The sequence below is a fragment of the Pseudorhizobium banfieldiae genome (assembly GCF_000967425.1).
Lineage (GTDB): Bacteria > Pseudomonadota > Alphaproteobacteria > Rhizobiales > Rhizobiaceae > Neorhizobium > Neorhizobium banfieldiae.
In genome coordinates this window covers 3,027,804-3,049,308 of the sequence record NZ_FO082820.1, presented here as the reverse complement: position 1 = coordinate 3,049,308, position 21,505 = coordinate 3,027,804, and the positions used below count along the sequence as shown (strand labels likewise).

At 62.1% G+C, this 21,505-nt stretch carries 19 protein-coding genes, 1 pseudogene and 2 riboswitches; of the genes and pseudogenes, 6 read left to right on the top strand and 14 right to left on the bottom strand.

The features are described 5' to 3' along the window. Positions 1-1,959, bottom strand: coding sequence for a polysaccharide biosynthesis protein (locus tag NT26_RS14960; RefSeq protein WP_065814543.1), 1,959 nt, complete (start codon positions 1,957-1,959; stop codon positions 1-3). 237 nt (positions 1,960-2,196) lie between these two features. Between NT26_RS14960 and NT26_RS14955 the strand changes: the two genes are divergently transcribed. Continuing rightward, positions 2,197-3,123, top strand: coding sequence for an NAD-dependent epimerase/dehydratase family protein (locus tag NT26_RS14955; RefSeq protein ID WP_052639857.1), 927 nt, complete (start codon positions 2,197-2,199; stop codon positions 3,121-3,123). A 159-nt stretch (positions 3,124-3,282) separates the two neighbouring features. Here NT26_RS14955 and NT26_RS14950 read toward each other — a convergent pair. The 3 genes and pseudogenes from NT26_RS14950 to cobA form a co-directional block, all read right to left on the bottom strand. After that, positions 3,283-4,266 (bottom strand): annotated as a pseudogene (locus NT26_RS14950) (acyltransferase family protein); the annotation flags it as partial. Between the two features lie 504 nt (positions 4,267-4,770). Then, the gene (locus tag NT26_RS14945; protein ID WP_052639853.1) at positions 4,771-6,093 is read right to left on the bottom strand and encodes a cobyrinic acid a,c-diamide synthase CobB; all 1,323 of its coding nucleotides are present in this window, start codon (positions 6,091-6,093) and stop codon (positions 4,771-4,773) included. After that, positions 6,090-6,881 carry a uroporphyrinogen-III C-methyltransferase gene (gene cobA, locus NT26_RS14940; RefSeq protein WP_052639851.1) on the bottom strand — a complete coding sequence of 264 codons (792 nt, stop codon included), beginning with the start codon at positions 6,879-6,881 and terminating at the stop codon, positions 6,090-6,092. The genes NT26_RS14945 and cobA overlap by 4 nt, the downstream gene beginning before the upstream one ends. Before the next feature lie 53 nt (positions 6,882-6,934). On the opposite strand from cobA, the gene NT26_RS14935 reads away from it, so the two are divergent. Then, on the top strand, positions 6,935-8,044 hold the full coding sequence (locus NT26_RS14935) for a cobalt-precorrin-5B (C(1))-methyltransferase (protein WP_052642234.1): 1,110 nt from the start codon (positions 6,935-6,937) through the stop codon (positions 8,042-8,044). On the opposite strand, the gene cobM is transcribed toward NT26_RS14935, so the two are convergent. The 3 genes from cobM to NT26_RS14920 are packed head-to-tail and all read right to left on the bottom strand — an operon-like array spanning position 8,020 to position 10,450. Next, complete coding sequence (cobM, locus tag NT26_RS14930; RefSeq protein ID WP_052639850.1) at positions 8,020-8,802, bottom strand: precorrin-4 C(11)-methyltransferase; 783 nt, start codon at positions 8,800-8,802, stop codon at positions 8,020-8,022. The two genes, NT26_RS14935 and cobM, sit on opposite strands and share 25 nt — an antisense overlap. Next, positions 8,799-9,185 (bottom strand): cobalamin biosynthesis protein, encoded by a 387-nt coding sequence (locus tag NT26_RS14925; protein WP_052639848.1) that lies wholly within the window; start codon positions 9,183-9,185, stop codon positions 8,799-8,801. The genes cobM and NT26_RS14925 overlap by 4 nt, the downstream gene beginning before the upstream one ends. Then, positions 9,182-10,450, bottom strand: coding sequence for a bifunctional cobalt-precorrin-7 (C(5))-methyltransferase/cobalt-precorrin-6B (C(15))-methyltransferase (locus NT26_RS14920; RefSeq protein WP_052639846.1), 1,269 nt, complete (start codon positions 10,448-10,450; stop codon positions 9,182-9,184). The genes NT26_RS14925 and NT26_RS14920 overlap by 4 nt, the downstream gene beginning before the upstream one ends. Between NT26_RS14920 and NT26_RS14915 the strand changes: the two genes are divergently transcribed. Next, positions 10,437-11,189: a cobalt-precorrin-6A reductase gene (locus NT26_RS14915; RefSeq protein WP_052639844.1), complete on the top strand. Its 753-nt coding sequence runs from the start codon at positions 10,437-10,439 to the stop codon at positions 11,187-11,189. The genes NT26_RS14920 and NT26_RS14915 overlap by 14 nt on opposite strands. Here NT26_RS14915 and NT26_RS14910 read toward each other — a convergent pair. From NT26_RS14910 to NT26_RS14880, 7 genes are read right to left on the bottom strand one after another with little or no spacing between them, the layout of a single operon-like run. Beyond that, positions 11,168-11,932, bottom strand: coding sequence for a precorrin-3B C(17)-methyltransferase (locus tag NT26_RS14910; protein WP_052639842.1), 765 nt, complete (start codon positions 11,930-11,932; stop codon positions 11,168-11,170). The two genes, NT26_RS14915 and NT26_RS14910, sit on opposite strands and share 22 nt — an antisense overlap. Then, positions 11,929-12,666, bottom strand: coding sequence for a precorrin-2 C(20)-methyltransferase (locus NT26_RS14905; RefSeq protein WP_052639840.1), 738 nt, complete (start codon positions 12,664-12,666; stop codon positions 11,929-11,931). The genes NT26_RS14910 and NT26_RS14905 overlap by 4 nt, the downstream gene beginning before the upstream one ends. Continuing rightward, a complete protein-coding gene (locus NT26_RS14900; protein WP_052639838.1) occupies positions 12,663-13,292 on the bottom strand; it encodes a precorrin-8X methylmutase in 630 nt (209 codons plus the stop codon). The genes NT26_RS14905 and NT26_RS14900 overlap by 4 nt, the downstream gene beginning before the upstream one ends. After that, positions 13,289-14,602: a precorrin-3B synthase gene (gene cobG / locus NT26_RS14895; RefSeq protein WP_065814542.1), complete on the bottom strand. Its 1,314-nt coding sequence runs from the start codon at positions 14,600-14,602 to the stop codon at positions 13,289-13,291. The genes NT26_RS14900 and cobG overlap by 4 nt, the downstream gene beginning before the upstream one ends. Then, entirely contained in the window at positions 14,599-17,922 is a 3,324-nt protein-coding gene (cobN, locus tag NT26_RS14890) for a cobaltochelatase subunit CobN (RefSeq protein WP_052639834.1), read from the bottom strand. Before cobN ends, cobG begins: the two co-directional genes overlap by 4 nt. An 11-nt stretch (positions 17,923-17,933) precedes the next feature. Next, entirely contained in the window at positions 17,934-18,971 is a 1,038-nt protein-coding gene (gene cobW, locus NT26_RS14885; RefSeq protein WP_052639832.1) for a cobalamin biosynthesis protein CobW, read from the bottom strand. Then, complete coding sequence (locus NT26_RS14880) at positions 18,968-19,360, bottom strand: DUF1636 family protein (RefSeq protein ID WP_065814541.1); 393 nt, start codon at positions 19,358-19,360, stop codon at positions 18,968-18,970. Before NT26_RS14880 ends, cobW begins: the two co-directional genes overlap by 4 nt. Before the next feature lie 100 nt (positions 19,361-19,460). Beyond that, a riboswitch (cobalamin riboswitch) is annotated at positions 19,461-19,664 on the bottom strand. Between the two features lie 58 nt (positions 19,665-19,722). Then, a riboswitch (cobalamin riboswitch) is annotated at positions 19,723-19,913 on the top strand. 36 nt (positions 19,914-19,949) lie between these two features. Here NT26_RS14880 and NT26_RS22195 point away from each other — a divergent pair. From NT26_RS22195 to cobO, 3 genes are read left to right on the top strand one after another with little or no spacing between them, the layout of a single operon-like run. Continuing rightward, positions 19,950-20,126 (top strand): CbtB domain-containing protein, encoded by a 177-nt coding sequence (locus NT26_RS22195; protein WP_065814540.1) that lies wholly within the window; start codon positions 19,950-19,952, stop codon positions 20,124-20,126. Between the two features lie 11 nt (positions 20,127-20,137). After that, the gene (locus NT26_RS14870; RefSeq protein WP_052639825.1) at positions 20,138-20,893 is read left to right on the top strand and encodes a CbtA family protein; all 756 of its coding nucleotides are present in this window, start codon (positions 20,138-20,140) and stop codon (positions 20,891-20,893) included. Continuing rightward, the gene (gene cobO, locus NT26_RS14865) at positions 20,890-21,504 is read left to right on the top strand and encodes a cob(I)yrinic acid a,c-diamide adenosyltransferase (protein ID WP_082077712.1); all 615 of its coding nucleotides are present in this window, start codon (positions 20,890-20,892) and stop codon (positions 21,502-21,504) included. The genes NT26_RS14870 and cobO overlap by 4 nt, the downstream gene beginning before the upstream one ends. Position 21,505 lies beyond the last annotated feature (1 nt).

Sequence of the window (21,505 nt, the reverse complement as noted above, 5' to 3'; positions counted from 1 at the left end):
TCAGATTGCACGTACTTCCATGTCGCGGGCTACCTGCACCTTGGAAGCGAGATCCGCAGTGCTGTCCTTGTATTCCGGAACAATATGGCGAAGCAGTTCCAGTGCGCGCTTTTCATCCTCGGCCAGTACCGCGGCCTCAATGCCATCTAACGTCCGCATCAGGAAAGCACTATCCACCACTCTGGGGTTCGCCACAACGTAACCATCCTTTGTTGTCGCGTCCTGTACTTCGCTCGGATCGAACAGCTCTTCATAAAGTTTCTCACCTGGCCGCAGCCCGGAAAACACAATGTCGATATCTGCGTTCGGTTTGAAGCCAGCAAGTTGGATCATCCGCTCGGCGAGATCGACGATCCTAACGGGATCACCCATGTCGAGCACTGTGATTTTCCCGCGCTCCGATTGCGCGTTGAGGCCATGAGCAGTGGCGTGCAAGACTAGCCGTACGGCCTCTGGGATCGTCATGAAGTAGCGCACGATGTTCGGATGCGTGACGGTAACGGGGCCGCCAGCGGCGATCTGCTCCTGAAAGCGCGGAACCACCGAACCATTGGAGCCGAGCACATTGCCAAAGCGTACTGTCTTGAAGCGGGTCTTTTGCGAGATCGCCAAATCCATGGTCTGGCAATAGGCCTCTGCCGCTCGCTTAGTCGCCCCCATAACGTTAGTCGGGTTCACCGCCTTGTCAGTGGAGATCATGATGAAGGTCGAGACATGATTCTCGATGGCCGCATCCACCACGTTACGGGTTCCAAGCACGTTGGTTTTTATGCCCTCGATCGGGTTCTCTTGAACGAGCGGAACATGCTTCAGCGCCGCTGCGTGGAAGACGACATCAGGCCGACACCGTGAGAATAGCTCGCGCAAGCGCGCCTTGTCGCGGACGCTGACCAGCCGTGTGACAACGTTGAGATCCGGATAAGCTTCCCTGATCTCCTTGTCGAGCATATAGGTGTTGTATTCCGAATTATCCGTCAGCACGAGCTGACGCGGGCGGAACTGGGCTATCTGACGCACAAGTTCCGATCCGATCGATCCGCCTGCGCCAGTCGCGAGGACACAGCGCCCGGAAATCAACGTCGCCACACTGTTGATGTCCGTCTCGACCTCGGCCCTACCTAGAAGATCGCGCAACTCGATCGGTTTCGGATCCATCAGTGTAGCGCTGGTCAGAGCCGCAGGGTCAGTAAGATCCGGGATACGCGTGACCTTCAAGCCCGCCGCCGTTGCTCGCTGGACGATGTCGCTCAGGCGCTGCCTACTGGGTGAATTCTCCGCAATGACCAACTCGGTCAAGGAGACACCGCGTTTCTCAAAGCGTTCGATCACCTCAGCTAAGTCACCAAAGCTGCCCACGACCTTGACGCCCTGGACTAGTTCCTTGCGTGAGGATTCTGCAGAATCCAGAATGCCTGCCACGTAAAACTTTGACTGGCGTGTACGCCGCCACGCTCGGATAAAGCTCTCGGCCGTATTCGTGAGGCCAAGAATTAGTACGTTTCGGGCACCTTCCTCCGGCCGGCGGCCCCCTAGCGGATTGAGCCAGTGTCCTTCAACCGCCAGCCGATAGACTAGTCGCGGCGTTACCAGTCCGACCACAAGCAGAAGCCCACTCAAGACAATGACACTGCGTGGTATGTGTGTACCGCGCGAGACAAGAAATGCACCTACCGTGTAGATAGCAACCGTCGCAGCAGCCGTCTTGACCAAGTTGAGCACGTCAGGGAGCGATACATAGCGCCAAGTTCCACGATGGACGTCGAATATGAACAGCGCAATGGCGAATAACCCGGTAAAGGCAGCGGCGTTCTCCCACAGCGCCGGTACAAAGTTGAGCGCAGTCGTGTCATATACGATGACGTAAGCGCCGTAGAAGGACGCCCACGCTACGGCGAGATCAAGCAAGACGCTAATCAATCTCCACGCCGCCAGTTTGAAACGTCTATTGAACATGAGCATTGTGCGTTCGTATCCTAAAGCGCGGCTACTATGGGCTGCGGCATGGGCATACAATGTGAAGCGATGCGAGACAACTATCAGTTCGCAGCACGTTTCTGACGACCCAGCGTTGGCCCCGAGGCGTCCGATTCTTCGCCACAAGAGGGAAGGCGGCCGACATCCTTACCTCAGTCTTCTTTCTGCAAGCTTGCAAATCAACTAGGGTCGCTGCGGCTAACACTGAAAGCAGATTAAAAGATGGCAAGAGTTCTCCTGACGGGTTCAACCGGTTTCGTCGGACGAAGGGTGGCCCGCACCCTAAGCTCCGCGGGTTTTTTGGTCACTCGAGCCGTACGAAGTACGGGCGATAAAGATGCGATCAAGGTCGGGTCGATAAACGCAGAAACCGACTGGCGCCCAGCACTCGATGGATGCGATGCCGTCGTGCATCTCGCCGCGCGAACACCGGCAGCCGGAGTAGATACAGAAGAGTTCACCGCGGTAAACGATCTAGGAACAGCCCGCCTTGTCGCGCAGGCGCGGGAAACAGGCGTTGAGAAGTTCATCTTGATGTCGAGCATTTTTGCCGTAACGGCGAATGCGAATGAGGAAGTTGTCGACGATTTCATGTCAACTTGCACAACTCTTCCCTACGGCCGTTCGAAGCTCGCTGCCGAAGCCCACGTTGCGGCTTTCGCCAGCGGAGGCAGGACCGGCATTTCGCTTCGCCCTCCGCTGGTCTATGACGCGACCGCTAAAGGCAATTGGTATCTCCTGCAAAAGCTTGCTGCGACGGGCCTGCCCTTGCCCTTTGGCCGAGCCCATAATCGGCGATCAATGATTTCGCTCGCCAATCTAACGGACGCGGTGCTCGTTGCCCTGCGAGGAGCGTGTCCGGAGCGTTCCGGAGCGTATGCGGTCGCCGACAACGAGAGCCTAAGCCTTTCGCAGATTCTTACGCGCCTGCGTGAGGGGATGGGAAAATCTCCCCGTCTGGTGCCTCTTCCCCTGAGCCTGCTTGAGGCGCCACTAAAGCTAGTTGGCCGCGGCGCCGTTACACAAAGCCTCTTCGGCACTCTGGAGATTAATTCGACGCGGTTTCGTCAGACGTTTGGCTGGTCGCCGCCTGAATCTGCGCAAGAGGCGATACTTCGTTCCGGCCGGGAGTTCTCCGATGTGCACTAGGGATGTACGGCGCGCTTCTTTGCGGACCTTCAGGCCCCAAGGAAGACGAATGGCGTATGTGACAGGATCTGCTCTGTCGCGGAGAGGTGCCGTAAATCGGAAGCTGACAACTAAGCGGCTCTGACCATCTTGCGCTGCGCCGGAAGCCGTACGAAATGATCATGTGGATGCTGGTAGCCGCGCGCTGCCTCCAAGCCTCCGCTCTATAATGTGATGCACCAACGTGGAAAAGGCGAGAGTAGTAATAACGGTCAGCCCGATTCGAAGTGAAGGATTATCCTTCACTAAAGGCGAAACTATCCCAAGATACATGATCGGGTGAAGTAGGTAGATTGGGTAGCTCAGCCTGCCGAGCCATTGGGCTACCCATAGTGTGTGGCCACTTGGCTCCTTCGCAAATGCCACGGAGGAGATCATTAGGAGCGTTGAAGACATCAATAGTGCGCCTTCCCAGCCGGTCAGCAAGCTAATATCATTGTCCACTTGTACAAAAAAGAATGGAACTGCCGAGAGCCCAATCATAGGAAACCAAAGCCAGTGTCCTTTTAGCGCCTGCCGGTAACGCAGGTAAGCTTCGCCGAGCAGGCATCCGAAGGCGAAGTATCCCCAAAAGGCGATTGGCTGTGTATAGGCGCGCCACAACTCGCTCGTCATCTGCTCTTGGCCGGACAAGGTGCTGTTGAGGAAGATCGCCATAAGGATAATGCTTGCCGTAGCAACGGTTGACAAAAGCACGAGTTTGCGATTCGTGAGGATCACGATGACAGGGAAGGCGACGTAAAAGGCCATCTCGATACCGATTGACCAGCCGCCCATCACCATCGATGATGAGTCAGGATTGGCAAATCCGAACATCAGAGACATGTTGAGCATGACCGTCTTCCAGTTCGGCGAGTCAACCAACAGCATCTGCAACAAACACGCTAGATAGAACAGCGGCGCGATACGTCTGAATCGCTTGACCGCGTATGCGCGTACATCACTCATGTTTATCAGACGGTTGACATAAGTGATATATAATGAAAAGCCACTGATGATGAAGAAGGCATAGACGAAATAATAGGCAATTCGCTCAATTGCCACGATCTGCTCGCCGTAGAGCAGATGGTAGAACATTACACCGGTCGCAGCTATGCCTCGTGCTAAGTCTACGTTTCCACGCGTTGCGCTTTCACGTCACTACCTATGTTCGCGGAGCACTCGCTCCGAATGGCCATTTGGGAGCAATATACGAAAACAGATGTCTCTCACAATCCGGGCATCTTGCAGCGGCTTGGTCTCCAAAATCGTCAGAACGGACTTATTACCGGCGAACCCCGCCCGTCGTGGAGCGCCGTCGGAGTTGAAGCAGCGAAAGAAGAGAACCGGTCTGACGGGGTCGCATCGAAGCGTTGGATGAGCAGCGGAGTCGGATGCAAAACTCATGAAGAGAGTTCTTCATAGCGGCCTGCTCTCAGATTCAGATTGCAGTTGCCCTGTAGTCTTGGAAGCGCCACTCCTGACACCGATCCCGCCAGCTCTTGCCATCAATGTAACACGTCATGTAACAAGCGGTGTAGAAAGAAAACTGCTTTTTGGGCCAGAAGCTTAGGCGGCGCAGGCGTTTTCGTGGTAACTGGAGGAGAGTCCCACCCTCTCCGGCTAAATCTAATCGATTTCTCCCCTCGCGATTGCGTGGAAGAAGCTGCCGCTGACGAGGCCGCGGCGGGCGCCGGAGGGGCCGATGGGGGTGCCGAGGCCGTCGGCGATCTGGGCGAGAGGTTCGTCGTGGCCGGGCGATACGACCCGCGCGTAGTGGAATTCGTGGCCACGGATCCTGTCGCCCTTGCGTCCGAGCGGGCCATCGACAAGGAGCGTTGCCTGGCGGTAGCCGAGGTTCATCTTGCGCTTTGCAAAGCTCGTACCGTGCGAGAGCAGTCCGGCCATCCGATGCGTCACGCCGTCGGCATCTTCCAGCTTCTCACCAAGCACCATATAGCCGCCGCACTCACCATGAACGGGATGTCGTTCGGCAAAGCGCGCAAGTCCGGTACGGAAGTTGTCGGCGGCGGCAAGGCGGCCTGCATGAAGTTCAGGGTATCCCCCCGGCAGCCAGCAGACGTCGCATCCGTCTGCAGGCGCCTCGTTGGCCAGCGGCGAGAACGGCACCAGTTCTGCACCGCAGGCTCGCCAATGGCGACCGAGGTGAGGGTAGAGAAAGGTGAAGGCGGCATCCTGTGCCAGTGCGATGCGTTGTCCTGGTGGTGCGAGCGCCAACTCCGCAGAGCCTGAGGGTATGTGGAGCGGGGCCGCCGCTGCAAAGATCGCATCCAGATCCAGTGACGCTTCCATCGCATCCGCCAGCCTGTCGATATGGGCATCGACTTCGGGATGCTCATGGGCCTGCACCAGACCCAGATGGCGCTCCGGCAGGGTCAGCGACGGATCCCGGAGAACGGTGCCGACAACGGGTAGCCCGATGTCGTTGATGGCATCCGTGCAAAGGTGGCGATGGCGCTCGCTGCCGGCGCGATTGAGGATGCAGCCGGCAATGCGAACCTGCGGGTCGTAATGGACAAATCCGCAGGCTATCGCTGCGGCCGTCCGCGACTGACCCGACACATCGAGCACGAGCAGGACGGGGATCCCGAAGAGGCTTGCGAGATCGGAGGCGGCACCAGTACGGCCTGGTTCGCTTCGGATACCATCGAAAAGTCCCATGGCACTTTCGATGATCAGAAGCTCGGTATCCTCGGCGTGTTCACTTACCAGGTGGCGAAGCAGTTCAGGTGCCATAGCCCAGCTGTCGAGATTGAGGCCGGGCGCGCCGGTAGCGGCTTCATGAAAGCCCGGGTCGATGTAGTCCGGGCCGGTCTTGATGCCGCGAACCTTGACGCCGCGGCGGGCAAAGGCCCTCAGCAAGCCGATGGTGACGCTCGTCTTGCCGGAGCCGGATCGCGGGGCGCCGATGATCAGCGCGCGCGCACTCATGAGCCGTCCCCGGAATTGAGCACATTCCGCATGGAGACGATGTCGCCGATGACGATGAGCGCGGGTGCGGCGAAGTCCTGCCGCTGGACCTCCGCTTCCACCGTCGCAAGCGTTGCGACGAGAAGCCGTTCATCAGGTGTCGTGGCGGACATCAGGACTGCCGTCGGTGTCTCGGGCGAAAGTCCGCCTTCGATCAGAAGCCGGCTGATCTCGCCGATCATCTTCAGCCCCATATAGACGATGATGGGTTCCCCGACGCGGGCGAGCGCGCGCCAGTCCAGATCATCCGGAGTGCCGGCCGCATGGCCTGTGGCAAGCGTAATGGAGCGGCTGATGCCACGCATGGTGACGGGAATATGCGCGGACGCGAGGGCGGCGAGCGAGGATGTGAGGCCAGGCAGGACGCGGAATGGGATGCCCGCCTTCGCCAGTGCCTCTGCCTCCTCTCCGCCCCGGCCGAAGACGAAGGGGTCGCCCCCCTTCAGGCGAAGAACCCTGCGACCGGCGCGGGCGAGCTCAATGAGTGTTGCGGTTATGCTCTCCTGAGTGGCAGACGGCTTGCCGCCACGCTTGCCGGCGAAATGCAGCTCCGCGGTTCCTGCGAGAGCGAGAACCTCGGCCGAAACCAGCGCGTCGTAGACGACGCAGTCGCACTTTGCCAGCGCGTCCGCGACCTCGAGGGTCAGGTAGCGGGGATGCCCCGGCCCGGCGCCCGCGAGCCAGACATGACCTGATGCGAAATCGGGCGTTGCGGCGCAGGCCGAGGCGATCATGTCAGTCAAGCTCATGCGGAAACCTTTTGCCGGTGACGCTCGCGGCCGGCGCAGTTATAGAAGCGATCATGGATGTCGAAGGCAAGAACCTGCGCCGCGGCTGGACGACGGGAACCTGTGCGGCTGCGGCCAGCAAGGCGGCCTGTCAGGCGCTGCTCGGAGGTGAATTTCCGGCCCTTGTCGAGGTGACACTGCCGGGCGGGCAGCGTCCGGCCTTTGCGCTTGCCATGGAAGAGCGCGACGAAGGCCTTGCCCGAGCCGGCGTCGTCAAGGATGCGGGTGATGACCCGGACGTCACCCATGGGGCACTGATCATCAGCACGGTCCGGGAAGCGTTCCCGGGCTCGGGCATCACGTTCCGGGCCGGCCAGGGCGTGGGCACGGTAACGCGGGCGGGCCTGCCGCTGGCGGTCGGGGAGCCCGCCATCAATCCAGTTCCACGGAAAATGATTGCCGCCGCGATCGCCGAAGTGGCCGGACCCATGGCAGACCTGGAAATAGAGATCTCCGTTGCGGGCGGTGAACTGCTGGCGGAAAAGACCCTGAACCCGCGGCTCGGTATACTCGGCGGGATCTCCATCCTGGGCACGACCGGCATCGTCATTCCATTCTCCTGCGCGGCATGGATCCATTCGATCTGGCGGGGCATCGATGTCGCCCGTGCTGCAGGGCTTAGCCATATCGCAGGCTCGACCGGCAATACGTCCGAGAAGGCCGTGGCGGCCTATCACGGTCTGCCGGAGATCGCCCTGATCGATATGGGAGATTTTGTCGGTGGCATGCTCAAATATCTGCGCAGCCATCCGGTCGAGCGGGTGACGATCGCCGGCGGCGTCGCGAAGATGACGAAGCTCGCGCAAGGCATGCTCGACGTTCATTCCAAACGCGGTATGGCCGATCTTGCAGCCCTTGCGGAGCTTGCAAGAGATGCCGGCGCTTCCGAGGCCCTGGCGGCGCGGATCGCCGCGGCCAATACGGTAGCCGGCGCGTTCGAAGAGGCTGAAGCAGAGGGATTGGACCTCGGAGAACGGGTCGCCAGACTTGCCTGGCGAACCGCGGCCAAGGCCCTTGGGCGCCCCGACATCGCACTCGAGATCCTGGTGTTCGATCGTGAGGGCAGGCCGAAGGGCAGGGCACCGTTTACGCCGAGCGATCATTCCGAGGCCTCTTCCTCCTGAGGCCAGCCCGGGCGGAATCGACGGACGTAATCCGCGTCATAGAGCCGGCTCTCGCGGAAATTCGTTGTACGCAATCCCCTGCCGACGAAGATCAGAGCCGTGCGTTCCAGCGGTTCGGCGGCCAGCCTTGCTTCGATGTCCTTCAGCGTGCCCTCGACGATCCTCTCTTCCGGCCATGAGGCCCTTACGACGATCGCGACCGGGCAATCCTCGCCGTAGTGCGGGGTCAGCTCGCTCACCACCCTATCGAGCGCATGGATCGCGAGGTGGATGGCGAGTGTGGCGCCCGTCGCCCCGAAGGCGGCCAGGGTTTCACCGTCCGGCATCTTCGATGCGCGGCCCGAGATCCGTGTCAGGACCACGCTTTGTGCCACTTCCGGGATTGTCAGTTCCCGCCGCAGAGCGGCCGCGGCGGCGGCGAAGGAGGGCACGCCCGGCGTCAACGTGTAGTCGATGCCGTGCTTCTCAAGGCGCCGGATCTGCTCCGCTACGGCACTCCATACGGAAAGGTCGCCGGAATGCAGGCGGGCTACGTCCTGACCTTGCCGGTGGGCGGCCAGGTACTCCGTCTCGATTTCCTCGAGGGAGAGGGAACCCGTATCCACGATTCGTGCATGCGGCGGGCAATAGGCCAGCAGTTCCCGCGACATGATCGAGCCGGCATAGAGGCAGACGGGCGAGCGGGAGAGAATGTCGCGTCCGCGTACGGTGATCAGATCGGCGGCTCCGGGGCCCGCGCCGATGAAGTGAACTGTCATGGTATGGTTCTCGATTGAGCAAGAGCACATGTGGCGCCTTCGGCTATCACTCGGGCTACCAGCAGGACGGCCGGACCATCTACTCCAGCCAGGGCCGCGGCTTCGGAAAGGCTGGGGGAGGATGTTTTCGCCAGGCTGTGTCGCGAGACGGTCTGCGTCAGCGGCGCAGCTTCCCGCAGTTCATCGTCTCGGGCAATATGAAGCGGCAAGTTCAGCCGTGTCGCGAGCTGCAAAATGCCCGGCTCGTCCTCCTTGATTGTGCCCGTCGCCAGGGAGTCGATCGACGACAAGTCGATCCCGGCCTTGCTGCAAGCAAGGATCAGCGCTACCTCAACGTCGTCCGCGCTCGTTCCTCTGCGGCATCCGAGCCCCGCGACGATCATCGGTTCTCTCCCGGCTTTGTCCAGATCCATTGCGTGACTGGCATGGCCGAGCGCCAGCCATGCATCGTGCCAACATCCCCGAGGCGACTGACCTGAAGCCGCACCATGCTGCCGCCAAGCCGGGCCTGGGCAGCCAGCAGAACCGCCTCCATCTCGCTTGTCACGGCGTTTGCCACCAACCGCCCAAGGGGTTTGAGCTGTTCGACAGCTGCATCCAATACGCCGGGTGCGCTTCCCCCACCGCCGATGAAGATCGCGTCAGGCTTTTCGGGGTCGTCGAGCACTTTAGGTGCCTTGCCGTGAACGATCCTGAGACCGGGAACGCCGAAAGCCTGGGCGTTCCGCAGTGCGCGTTCCGCTCGAACAGGGTCAGCCTCGAATGCGATAGCGCGCATGGAGGGATCGGCGAGCATCCACTCGATGCCGATCGAACCTGAGCCGGCGCCGATGTCCCAGAGCAGCTCTCCACGGCGTGGTGCGAGCGCGGAGAGCGTCACTGCGCGGATTTCTCGCTTGGTGATCTGGCCATCATGTTCGTAGAGATCATCGTCAAGGCCGGCGGTGAGCGGAAGGATACGCGCATCCGCCCGTGCCTTGATTTCGACTGCGACGAGGTTGAGGTCGTGGATATCGGAGGACGGGAACCCAAGGGCCGTGTGGGCTCGGATACGCTCACCTGGACCTCCCAGCGCCTCCAGTACGGTGAGGTTTGAATCTTCAAAACCGAGATCACAGAGTAGCTTGGCTAGGATCTTCGGACCGTTCCCATCCGAGGTCAGCACCAGCAGGCGGCGGCCAGGATGCAGCAGCGGCCGGATGAGGTCGTCGGGCCGACCGTGCAGCGACAGCGTCTCCACCTTCTGCAGGGCCCAGCCGAGGCGTGAGGCGGCGAGCGAGAAAGCCGATGGGGCCGGGAATGACGCGAATTCATCCGGCGCGACTTGCCGGGAGAGGGTCACGCCGACGCCGAAGAAGAACGGATCGCCGGAGGCGAGCACACAGACAGGCTTTCCCCTCAGAGCCAATAGGTCATTCATGGATGCGTCGAAGGGGCTCGGCCAAGCTTGGGCTTGCCCCTTGATCAGAGGTTCTGCCAGTTGCAGATGCCTTCGCCCTCCGAAGACGACTTCGGCGGAGGCAATCGCCAGTCTGGCGTTTTCTCCCAGCCCCGCAACTCCGTCCTCGCCAATGCCGACGATGGACAGCCAGCGCCTGCGCGGTGCATGGTTGGCGGGTGATTCAGGAGGCACTTTGAAACACTCCATCCTCATTCTGGGCGGCACGGGAGAGGCGCGCCGGCTTGCAGGCCGTCTTGCGGACGATCCTCGTTATACTGTCGTGCTCTCGCTTGCCGGTCGAACCCGAACTCCAATCGAGCACCCGGTTCCTGTTCGAGTGGGTGGCTTTGGCGGAGCGGAAGGTCTCGCGCAGTATCTTCGGGAGAAGAAGATCTCCATCCTGATCGACGCGACGCATCCCTATGCCGCTCGAATATCGGCGAATGCGGCGGAAGCGACGAAGAAGGCATGTGTGCCGATGATCGCGCTCCGCCGTGCGCCTTGGCAACGCCAGCCGGATGATCGATGGACCGAGGTGAGCAGCATCACTGAGGCGGTCCAGCTGTTGGGCGAAGAATCGCGGAGGGTATTTCTTACCCTTGGTCGGCAGGAACTCCTGCCGTTCGAAGCCGCGCCCCACCACCGCTATCTCGTTCGTAGCGTCGATCCTGTCGAGCCGCGGCTTGCGGTTCCCTATGCCGCCTACCTGACGGAGCGCGGGCCGTTCGAGGCAGCAAGTGAGAAGGCGCTGCTGCAGGAGCATGGTATCGAAGTCATCGTGGCAAAGAATAGTGGAGGCCCCGCCAGCTACGGGAAGATCATCGCGGCTCGCAAGCTGGGGATCGACGTGATCCTGATTCGCCGCCCGCGGCTGGCGGAGGTTCCGGCAGTCGACTCCGTGGAAGCGGTCCTGGATCACCTCGCTCATGCACTGCCACCCCTGTAGCTGCGCGGTGAATAGACCAAAGGCTCCTTCCCGCCGCGTTCGATGACCCGCGTATCGCTCGTACCCACAATGATGCAGGTGGCCATGTCTGCCATCTCCGGCGCGGCATCGGTGAGGGTAACGGTCCTGATCATCTCATCCGGGCGTCCAGCAGCCCTGCCGAAGATCACCGGCACCGAGGGGGGCAGATGATGGCGAAGCAGGTCGAAGGCTTCGCCGAGCTGATGCGGGCGTGCCTTGCTGATCGGGTTGTAGAAGGCCATGACGAAGCCAGCCTTGGCCGCCGCAACGATGCGCTTTTCGATGACGTTCCAGGGTTTCAGGTTGGTCGAGAGGGATATGGCGCAGAAATCGTGCCCCAGTGGTGCGCCAGCTCTCGCTGCCACCGCGAGCATGGCGGTGACTCCGGGAACGATCGAGAGATCAATGCTGCGCCATTCCGCGGGTCCCGCCTCGATGGCTTCGCAGACGGCCGCGGCCATTGCGAAAACGCCAGGATCGCCGCCCGAAACGACGCAGACTTTCCCTCCTGCCGCGGCCATGGCGAGCGCTTCCCGCGCCCGCGCCAGTTCCTCGCGGTTGTCGGATGCGTGCCGACGCTGGTCATGGCGCAGGGAAAGCCGGTCGAGGTAGGGGAAATAACCGAAGAAATCCTCAGCCGCGGCAATGGCGGCGGCGGCCTCCGGGGTCATCTGCTCGGGGTTTCCAGGCCCCGTTCCCACCACAACGAGCGACCCGGTCATGGACGTGTTTTCCAGCCGGGAACGAGGATTAGCGAGAAATATGGTGCCGGGGTCTCATCCCGTTCCTCAAGCCGGCATACCTTGCCGGCCGCCATCGTGCCGCGTTCGACATAGACGGCCTGTGACAGCTTGTCGGCCGACTGAAGGGCACGCCGGATTTTCGGCAGGTTGCGGCCGACCTTCATGATCACGGCGCCGTCCGTTCTTGCCAGCCGCTCTGCCAGTGATTCCTCCGGCAGCGTTCCCGGCAGGATGCTGAGGATATCATCGCCCTGGACCAGCGGCAGCCCGGCGACTGACCAGCAGCCCGACATGGCCGTGACGCCGGCAACAACTTCCGTCGTATAGCGGTGCGCGAGCCGCACATGAAGATGCATGTAGGATCCGTAGAAGAGGGGATCACCCTCGCTGAGGACGGCGACATTTCGTCCTTCCTCCAGATGCCTGGCGACATCCTCCGCCGAGCGATCGAAGAAAGCGGCGATCGGCTCCTTGTAGTTCAGGTCTTCCTTATGCGTTTCCGTCGTTACCGGATAAACGAGCGGCAGTTCGATGACCCCAGGGCGGAGATGAGCGTCCACGATGGCGCGGCCATTTCCGGCGCTGCCCTTCTTGCAGAAGAAGGCGACGACATCGGCTTCCTGGAGCGCGCGCACCGCCTTGAGGGTCAGCAGTTCGGGATCGCCGGGACCAGTGCCCACGCCCGTCAAGCGGCCCTTCACGCTGGCTGTCAAAGCCCGGTCCTCGCGAGCGCGTTGACCGCTGCGGCTGTCATTGCAGACCCCCCCATGCGTCCGCGGACGACTGCGTAGGGAATCCCGAGGGGTGCTGTCATAAGCGCTTCCTTTGATTCTGCGGCTCCCACGAAGCCCACAGGCATGCCGATGATGGCGGCAGGCCGGGGCGCGCCGGCATCGAGCATTTCGAGCAGCCGGAACAGCGCGGTCGGCGCGTTGCCGATCGCCACCAGCGCCCCTTCCATCTCGTCCCACAGGTCCAAGGCCGCGGCCGAGCGGGTGTTGCCAATCGTCTTCGCCAGTTCGATGGTGCGGCTGTCGCGAAGCGTACAGATTACCCGATTGTCGCCGGGCAGTCGGGCGCGCGTGATGCCATGGGCGACCATCTCCGCATCGCAGAAAATCGGCCTGCCGGCATGCAGTGCACCGCGGGCCTTCGATACGAAATCCGGAGAGAAACGGAAATGCTCAGCAGCTTCTACCAGGCCGCAGGCATGGATCATCCGGACCGCGATATCGACTTGATCTTCGCTGAAGGACGACAGGTCAGCCTCTTCACGGATGATCGCGAAGGACTTCCTGTAGATGGCGTCGCCCTCGCGAATATAGTCGTAGGTGGTCATGTGCGTCCTGACGTGATGGAGAGGGCGAGTTGCTCTCTGCCGAGCCTTGCGATGCAGGCCGCCGAAGTTTCGTCCTTGAGGCGCTCCTTTCGGACGAGCGCGGCGATGCTGCGCAGTGCATTAGCGGATTCGGCGGCCGGAATGGAAGCGAATGATGGATCCGACGCCTTGCCCACGATGAAGGAGATGTCGCTTCCGCTGCCGCATAGGACCAGTGAAGTTGCCTGGGGATGGGCACATCCCTTGGCGCAGCCCGTTATATGCAGGTTGAAGGACCCGTCCAGCAGCTCTTCGAGTTGCTCAAATGCGAGATGCGCCAGGCTATGAGTGTCGATGGCGGCAGAGGTACAGGAAGGGCTGCCGGGGCAGGCGGCAATCATGCCGCGAGGATCGGTGTCCTCGGTGATGAAGCCGGACCTGCCGGCAAACACCTGCATGGTATTGCAGGCAGAATGGTCGCCGAACAGGATCAGCGCGTGTCCGAACGCCGGTCTGACGGCGCGGATATGTTGCTTCTCAGCCTCGGTGCATAGAGCCGCGAGCTGCACGGCGGTTATCTGGCCGAACGGGAGCCCGATGCCGACGGCCGCGTCGTCCCCTTCCAGCAGCGCGAGATCCAACGATGAGAAGCCGTCCTCCATCATCGCGCATGGCGGCATGGCATCGGTCACAAGATCGCGGCCGCGGGACGTGGGGCCGAGGCTTGAAAGCCTCTGCAACAGGCTCAGTGCCTCGTCTATGGCTTGCTGCGCCTGGAATGTTCCATGGACACGACCATCGGCTTGTGTTCCTCCTAGAAGGACCTGCCAGCCCACGTTGTTGGCCGATTTTGTCGCGACGAGCCTGACATCGGCCAGCAGTTCGGAAAGGCGCATCTGGCCGCTGCCGTCCACGACCACGGACATTTTGGGCGCGAGCCCACCCAGACCTTGCGCCCCGGCGCGGATCGCATCGGCCAGCGGACGGGGGTCTGCAATCTCTGCCGGATCGAGGCCCGCCAGGGGAGGTACTTCGACCGCCAGACCCTCCCGAAGGGGCAGGTTGAGGCTTCTGATGTCGCCCTCAAACTTCCCGGCTGTTTCGGTGGTCAGGCCCCTGACCTGCAGATTCCCGCGTGCGGAGATGTTGATCACGCCGTTGCCGTGTGCTTCGCAGAGGCGGCAGATCGTCGCCAGTTCGGCCGGGCTGATCGGTTCGCCAAGGGATATGCGGCTCAGCAACCCGTCGCCCGTCTGCATGGGGGCGGACAATGCGGGGCAGGCTCCTCTGCGGAAGTCCAGTTTGTCGGCTTCAGCTGCGACCAGTCTCATGACACCGGCTCCGCAAGCAGCATTTCGAGTTCCGCGTCCACGGCGTTCCGACGAGGATGCCAGAGGCCGCGACGCAGAGCCGACCGGAAGCGCTCGGCCATGAAGCGGGTGCCTTTGGGGTTCTGCGACAGCAGGAAGTCGCGCACCTCTTGGCTGCCGAGGTAGGCGTCATAGAGCGCCTCGATCAGCGACTGCGGGATGGCTTGGGTCGTCTCCGCAAAGCCGATCAGGCGGTCGACGGCTTCGACGAGTTCAGCCGCACCGCGCGGACCATGGCGCATCTGCCCTGCGATGAAGCGCGGATTGACCGCTCGGCCACGCACCACGCGCGTGATGGCTTCCGTGATCGACCGGGCGCGCGGCCGTGCCGGATCGGTCGTGTCGAGGGCAATCACCTCGGCGTTGTTCCCAAGGGCGGCGGCGGCGGCCGCAAAGCCGCCGATGAACGCCACGTCTGCCGAGCCATCGAGAAGATCGCGTCCAGGGTCATCGCCCGGGTGAACGAGCAGGTCTGCTGCTTCCACCCGACCCGCGAACTGTCCGCACGCCTCCGTCGCCTCGCCGTCGGCACCCATGTAAGCGTGGCTGGTGGCATCAAGATACAGGCGGCCGAGCTCTTCCCGTTCGCTCCATGTGCCGTCGGAGAGCTTTTCCTCGATGCCAGACCCGAAGGTTCCGGGCGCGGAGCCGAAGATGCGCAAGGGCACATGGCCAAGACGCCGCGCGTCTTCAGCCAAGGGATTGTCGCCAGGCGCCTCGTCACGGGCGGCGATTGCGCGCATCGCCGCGTCCAGCAAGGCAATCAGCGCCGGGAACATGTCGCGGAAGAGACCGGAGATGCGCAACGTCACGTCGATGCGCGGACGACCGATCACAGCAGGAGGCAGGATCTCGATCCCCGTGACACGACCGGTCGCGGCGTCATGGACGGGCCTCGTACCCATGAGCGCGAGCACCTGCGCGACCTCCTCGCCGCCGCTACGGAGTGAGGCGCTGCCCCAGAGGTCGAAGACGAGGCTCGTCGGCCATTCACCATGGTCCTGAAGATAGCGTCGAAGGACCTCATCGGCGGCCTTCTTGCCGAGCTCGAAGGCTGTCGGCGTCGGCAAGGTGCGGGGATCGCTTGCAAACAGGTTCCGCCCCGTTGGCATCACATCCTGACGGCCGCGCGAGGGGGCACCGGACGGCCCGGGCCGGACATGCCGGCCATCCAGGGCAGCGAGGAGCCCCTCCCGCTCGCTCGCCGCGCTTTCGACCCGCAGAGGGTCGTCGTCCCCCGGAGCGACTGCTCCCAAGACATGTTGGCCGTCCTTGATGGCGAGGTCCTTCAGGTCACAGAGGAAGGCGTCGATACGGGTGAGGGCGCTGTCTGGATCGTCGTCGGGGGAAATGCCCACGTCCGCTGCGAGGCCGATCTCGTAAGCTTGCTCGACAATCAGCCTTGCCAGGCGGTCCCGACGGCGACCATCGAGCCCGTCTGCCTGGCTGTACTCATCGACCAGCAGCTCAAGCTTCTTCTGATCGTCGGACAGCCCAGCATCGGTGAGGACGGGGGGCAGGTGGCCGAGGGTAACGGCTGCGATCCGACGCTTGGCAACGGCTGCCTCTCCAGGATTGGAGACGATGAAAGGATAGATGACCGGCACACCGCCGGTCACAATCTCTGGGAAGCAGTTCCGCGAAAGCGCTACATTCTTGCCCGGCAGCCATTCGAGCGTTCCGTGAGCCCCTATGTGCACGATGGCGTGAGCGCCCCAACCATCCGCCATCCACCAGCCGAAGGCCAGCAGAGCATGGCGCGGGGGAAGAGCCGGGTCATGATAGTCGGCGCGGCGATCGGCATTGCGCCCGCGATCCGGCGCCAGCGCAACGGTGATGTTACCGAAGCAGGCAGCGCGAACGTGGAAGGAGTCCCCGCTCAGTTCCGGATACTCATCGGCCGGTCCCCAGGCAGCTTCCACCGCTTCACGAGCATCGGGGGGGCAGGCGGCAAGCCGCGACCGGTAGGTTGCCAGCGAGAGCCCTCGGCCGCCTTTCTCTACCTGGTCGAGCAGATCACGCGGCGATAGGGGCAGGTCGTCGACGTGATAGCCGGCGTCACGTAGCATGCGGAGGATCTCCAAGGCGCTTTGCGGCACATCCAGACCCACGGCATATCCGGTTCGGCCAGGGGCACTCGGATAATCCGGCAGGATCAACACCAGCTTGCGCTCCCGTCGTGGCGTTGAGCGGAGCCTCAGACATCGGGCGATTCGGTCCGCGACCGCTTCTATGCGTTTCAGCTCCGGGCTGTTCACCAGATTTGATGAATTGGTGCCGTGCTTGAAGGATATGGCACCGGCCAGAATCCGTCCGTCGAGTTCGGGCAGGACGACATGCATGGCAAGATCGGAAGGATTGAGCCCGCGCCGTCCCTCAAGCCAGCCGCTGCGTTGTGTGGTCGCGACGATGATCTGGAAGACCGGGACGCCGATGTGATCGAAGAGCGTGTGTCCATCGCCGTCGGTTCCGCTCGCGAAGGCGGTTGCCGCGAGAATGGCATCGGGGCGGACCGATCGAAGGGCCTGCTCCACGAACGTGAGCGAGCCGGCATCCTTCAGTCCGCCGACGAAGATCGGAAGGGGAGCAAAGCCCCGCCTCTCCAGCTCGGCGAACAGGGCATCTATCGGCGCCACATCGTCGGCGAGAAGCATGGAACGGTAGAAGATGATCGGTAGCCGCGGCGCAGTCTCCTCGCGTCCTTCCAGCAGCGCCGTGAGTTCGACAATACCCAGCCCAGGCCGGTAGAAGCCAGCCTTGGGCATTGCGGTAGCAGCGCCCGGCCCGACAGTTCGATCTGCGGCGAGGGCGACCAGTCGATGCGCGAGCAGGCGCATATTGTCCGGGCCGCCTTCACGGAAGCAGGCAAGGATCGCCGCCTGCTCCTGCGAACTCACAGTTGATGCGGCCGCCAAACGATCATCCCGGACACTGCATTCGCCGGGCAGCAGGACGAGCTTCAGGTTTTTATGGCGGGCAAGCCGGGACAGTTCCTCCACTCCATACTGCCAGCGGTCATACCCTCCCAGAATGCGAACCAGGATGACCTTCGCCCGCGACGCCGTCTTGTCGAGCCAAAGATCGACCGACATGGGATGCCGCAGCTCGCTGAGGTTGGCCACCGACAGCGACACCATCCCCTGTCTATCCCAGCCGGCGGATAGCCCGTTCAGGTCGCTGCCGGAGAAAGACAGGACCACCACGTCTGCCGGTGACTGATCAAGGTCCACGGGTTCGATAAGGTCATCCAGAGACGACGATGTGGTGGCCAGGATATGCATCTTTCAGAGCCTCAGGCGGCAAGCATCCTTTCGATGGCGGCCCGATCCATCCCCCTTTCGCCAATAACGACGAGGCGGCTTTCGCGCTTCTCGCTAGGCGCCCAGGCACGATCGAAGTAGTGATTGACGCGCGATCCTACTGCCTGGACCTGCAGGCGCATAGGCTTGTTGGCGACGTCCACGAAGCCCTTGATGCGAAGCACATTCTCTGCCTCGGCGGTGGCTGCGATCTTGCGCGCAAGCTCTTCGGCATCCGTCACGGAAGAGAGTTCCACCACGAAGCTGTCGAAATCGTCATGCTCGTGATCGAACTCGTCGTCATGATGGGTCTTGCGGTTCTCGATGTCGTCCTCGACGGCGAGACCGAGGCCGATCAGGACTGCCGGGTCGACGGTACCGTTGGCGCTGACGACGATCTTCACCGCCCGTGGCAGGTGCGCTGCGACGCGCTCCCTTGCTGTTGACAAACCGTCGCTGCCGAGGAGGTCGCTCTTGGTCAGAACGATCATGTCGGCGCATGCGATCTGGTCTTCGAAGACCTCCTCGACCGGATTGTCGTGGTCGATCGAATCGTCCGACTGCCGTTGCGCCTCCAGTGCTTCATGATCGTCGGCCACGCGGCCTTCTGCCAATGCCAGTCCATCGACGACGGCAACGACCCCGTCCACCGTTACGCGCGCCTTTACTGCCGGCCACTGGAATGCCTGGACAAGCGGCTTTGGTAGCGCAAGACCGGAGGTCTCTATGAGAATGTGATCGACTCGCGGCTCGCGTGCCAGGATCTGGTCGATCGCCGGCACGAAATCATCGGCGACCGTGCAGCAGATGCAACCATTGGCCAACTCGATGATGTTTTCTTCCGGGCAGCTTTCGATGCCGCAACCCTTCAGGACGTCGCCATCAACTCCGACATCGCCGAATTCATTGACGATGATCGCCACGCGCTTGCCGTCGAGGTTCTCGATGAGGTGGCGGATCAAGGTTGTCTTGCCCGCTCCCAGGAAGCCGGTGACGACGGTGCATGGCACTCGTTTCAGGTTGACGCTCATACGGGCATATCCTCGTGATGATGGAAGGGTGGAATGCGCGCTGACATCCCATTGCCGCGGAGGCAGGCGGGGCGGCCGCGAAGCGGAAGGAAGCCGCGCTCGTCGTCTGCAAGCATCATGGCGCCGGTAACGATGTCCTCGACGTTTTCGACGCTCAGGTGACCGAATACGTAAGACCATCCGGTGCGGTGGGAGAAGGCGGCGCTGGGGCTCTTCTGGCAGTTTGCGAGGCAGGTCACCGGCTTGACGCTCAACGGCTTGTCCGCGATCGCTTCACGCAGGGCTGCGATCAGGGCGACGCCCGGACGCAAGTCGCTATCAGACGCATCACGGCAGTTCGTGCATACGAAAATGGTAACATCTGCTTCGCTGGATCGGTCGTCACACAAGGCCGCGTTCCTGCCAGAATCGATATTGGTGGGGCGCGGGACGACCAGCAATACCGATCATCGTGATGTTTCGCCTCGCCCGGAGCACCCCGCCCGGAGAAACGTATTTTTGTCGACGGCAGGTCTCCTGGCTCTCGGGTCCTGACCGCCTGCTGCCTTCCCGGGTTTGCCCAGTGGCTCGTTTGCAGTGGCTCGCCGATTACAGTTGCGGGGGCAGCCGCGGCATTGATCCTTTGGAGGATCGCACCGCATTCCCTTTTAGCCTGTTCCGTTGCCGGGCAGGACCGTCTGGAATGTCAGTAAGCCGGCTGCGGCTGTCATGTCAATGCGGCGAAGGTGATTGCCTGGGCGACCATTTTGGCTATAGTGATCTCGTCGCTGGTGCCTGTTCGGGCCCAGAGGGAACGTGGTGAGACAAGAGATCAATGCCACGGCTGCCCCCGCAACTGTAAGCGGAGAGCTCACGTCCACAAGCCACTGGGAGATCCCGGGAAGGCGGACGTCGAGCGCATGATCCGCAAGCCAGGAGACCTGCCGGCGGCGAGTGCAGATCGACGACCCTCGGGTGGAGGGTGAAAGGACAAGATCCATGACGACCAAATCGGCTTCAAACGTTGCCGTGACCTCAACTTCCAGGACGCTCTCTCTCAGCATGTCCGCCCTGCTTGGGCTGTTTGTCGTAGGGTTTGTGGGCTTCTCGCACATGGACGTCGTCCACAACGCTGCCCACGATTCGCGCCACTCGCTGGCCTTTCCCTGCCACTGAGGACGTCCGACATGTCGCTGTTTCGTAACATCGTTTTCACGGCGGTGGTCGCCGGGCTTTTGTCCGGACTGCTGCTGACGGCAATGCAGAGCTTCTCTACAATCCCCCTGATCATGGAGGCCGAAACTTTCGAAGGCGCCGGCGACCCTGTTGCTGCGGGTGAAGGGTTGTCGGCGGCGCAACCGTCTGTCCCTGCTGCCCTGGAAGTCGAGGAAGAAGCCTGGATGCCCGCGGATGGCGCCGAACGCCTCATCTATACGGCGGGCGCAAACATGCTGGCTGGCATCGGTTTCGGTCTCGTCCTTTTATCCATTGCAGAAGCACTGGGTGGCATCAGAGGTTGGCGCCGGGGCCTCCTGTTGGGGATCGCGAGCTTCGTGACCGTCAGCCTTGCACCTGGCCTCGGCCTGCCGCCTGAGTTGCCGGGGATGCCTGCTGCCGAACTCGGGCCGCGTCAGGTCTGGTGGATGGCTTCCGTTGTTTCGACCGGTCTCGCTCTCGGGCTGCTTGCCTACACCCGATCGGCGGGTCTGGCAGCGCTTGCGATCGTGCTGCTGATTGCCCCGCATCTTGTTGGGGCGCCGCTGCCGGTGAGCCACGACACTGCCGTGCCACATGAATTGCATGCGCGTTTCGTGAACGCCGTCTATGCGACCAACCTCGTCTTCTGGGCCGTGCTCGGTGCGTCCGCCGCGCTTTTGCGTGAGAGGTTCCGGTCCGGCGAGGACGTGGTTGTGGCGAACTCCGACCGCGTGGCCGTCCCGTGAAGCCGGTCGATGATGCAACGGTCGAGCGCCATCGGGCAAAGATGGCGAACCGCAAGGCTGTTCAGGATGCGGAAGTGGCCGAGAAGACCCTGGAGAAGGGTCTGCTCATGGTTCATACCGGCCCGGGCAAGGGCAAGTCGACGGCAGCCTTTGGGCTTGCATTGCGGATGCTCGGCAATAATCGCCGAGTCGGTATCGTCCAGTTCATCAAGGGAGCCTGGTCCACGGGCGAACAGCCGGCTTTTGCGGCTTTCGGAGACCGCGTCGTCTGGCACACCATGGGCGAAGGCTTCACCTGGGAGACCCAGGATCTGAAGCGCGACATCGCCGCGGCCGAACGCGCCTGGGACAAGGTGAGGGAGCTGATGGCCGACAACAGCATCGGGCTGCTGGTCCTGGACGAGCTCAACATCGCTCTTCGTTATGAATATCTCGACCTGGAAAAGGTTGTGGCGGAGCTGACGGCGCGACGACCCGATCTCCACGTCGTGGTCACCGGCCGCAATGCGAAGCCCCTGCTGATGGATGCCGCCGATCTGGTGACAGAGATGACGCTGGTGAAGCACCATTTCAAAGCCGGCGTGAAGGCCCAGGCTGGTATCGAGTTCTGAC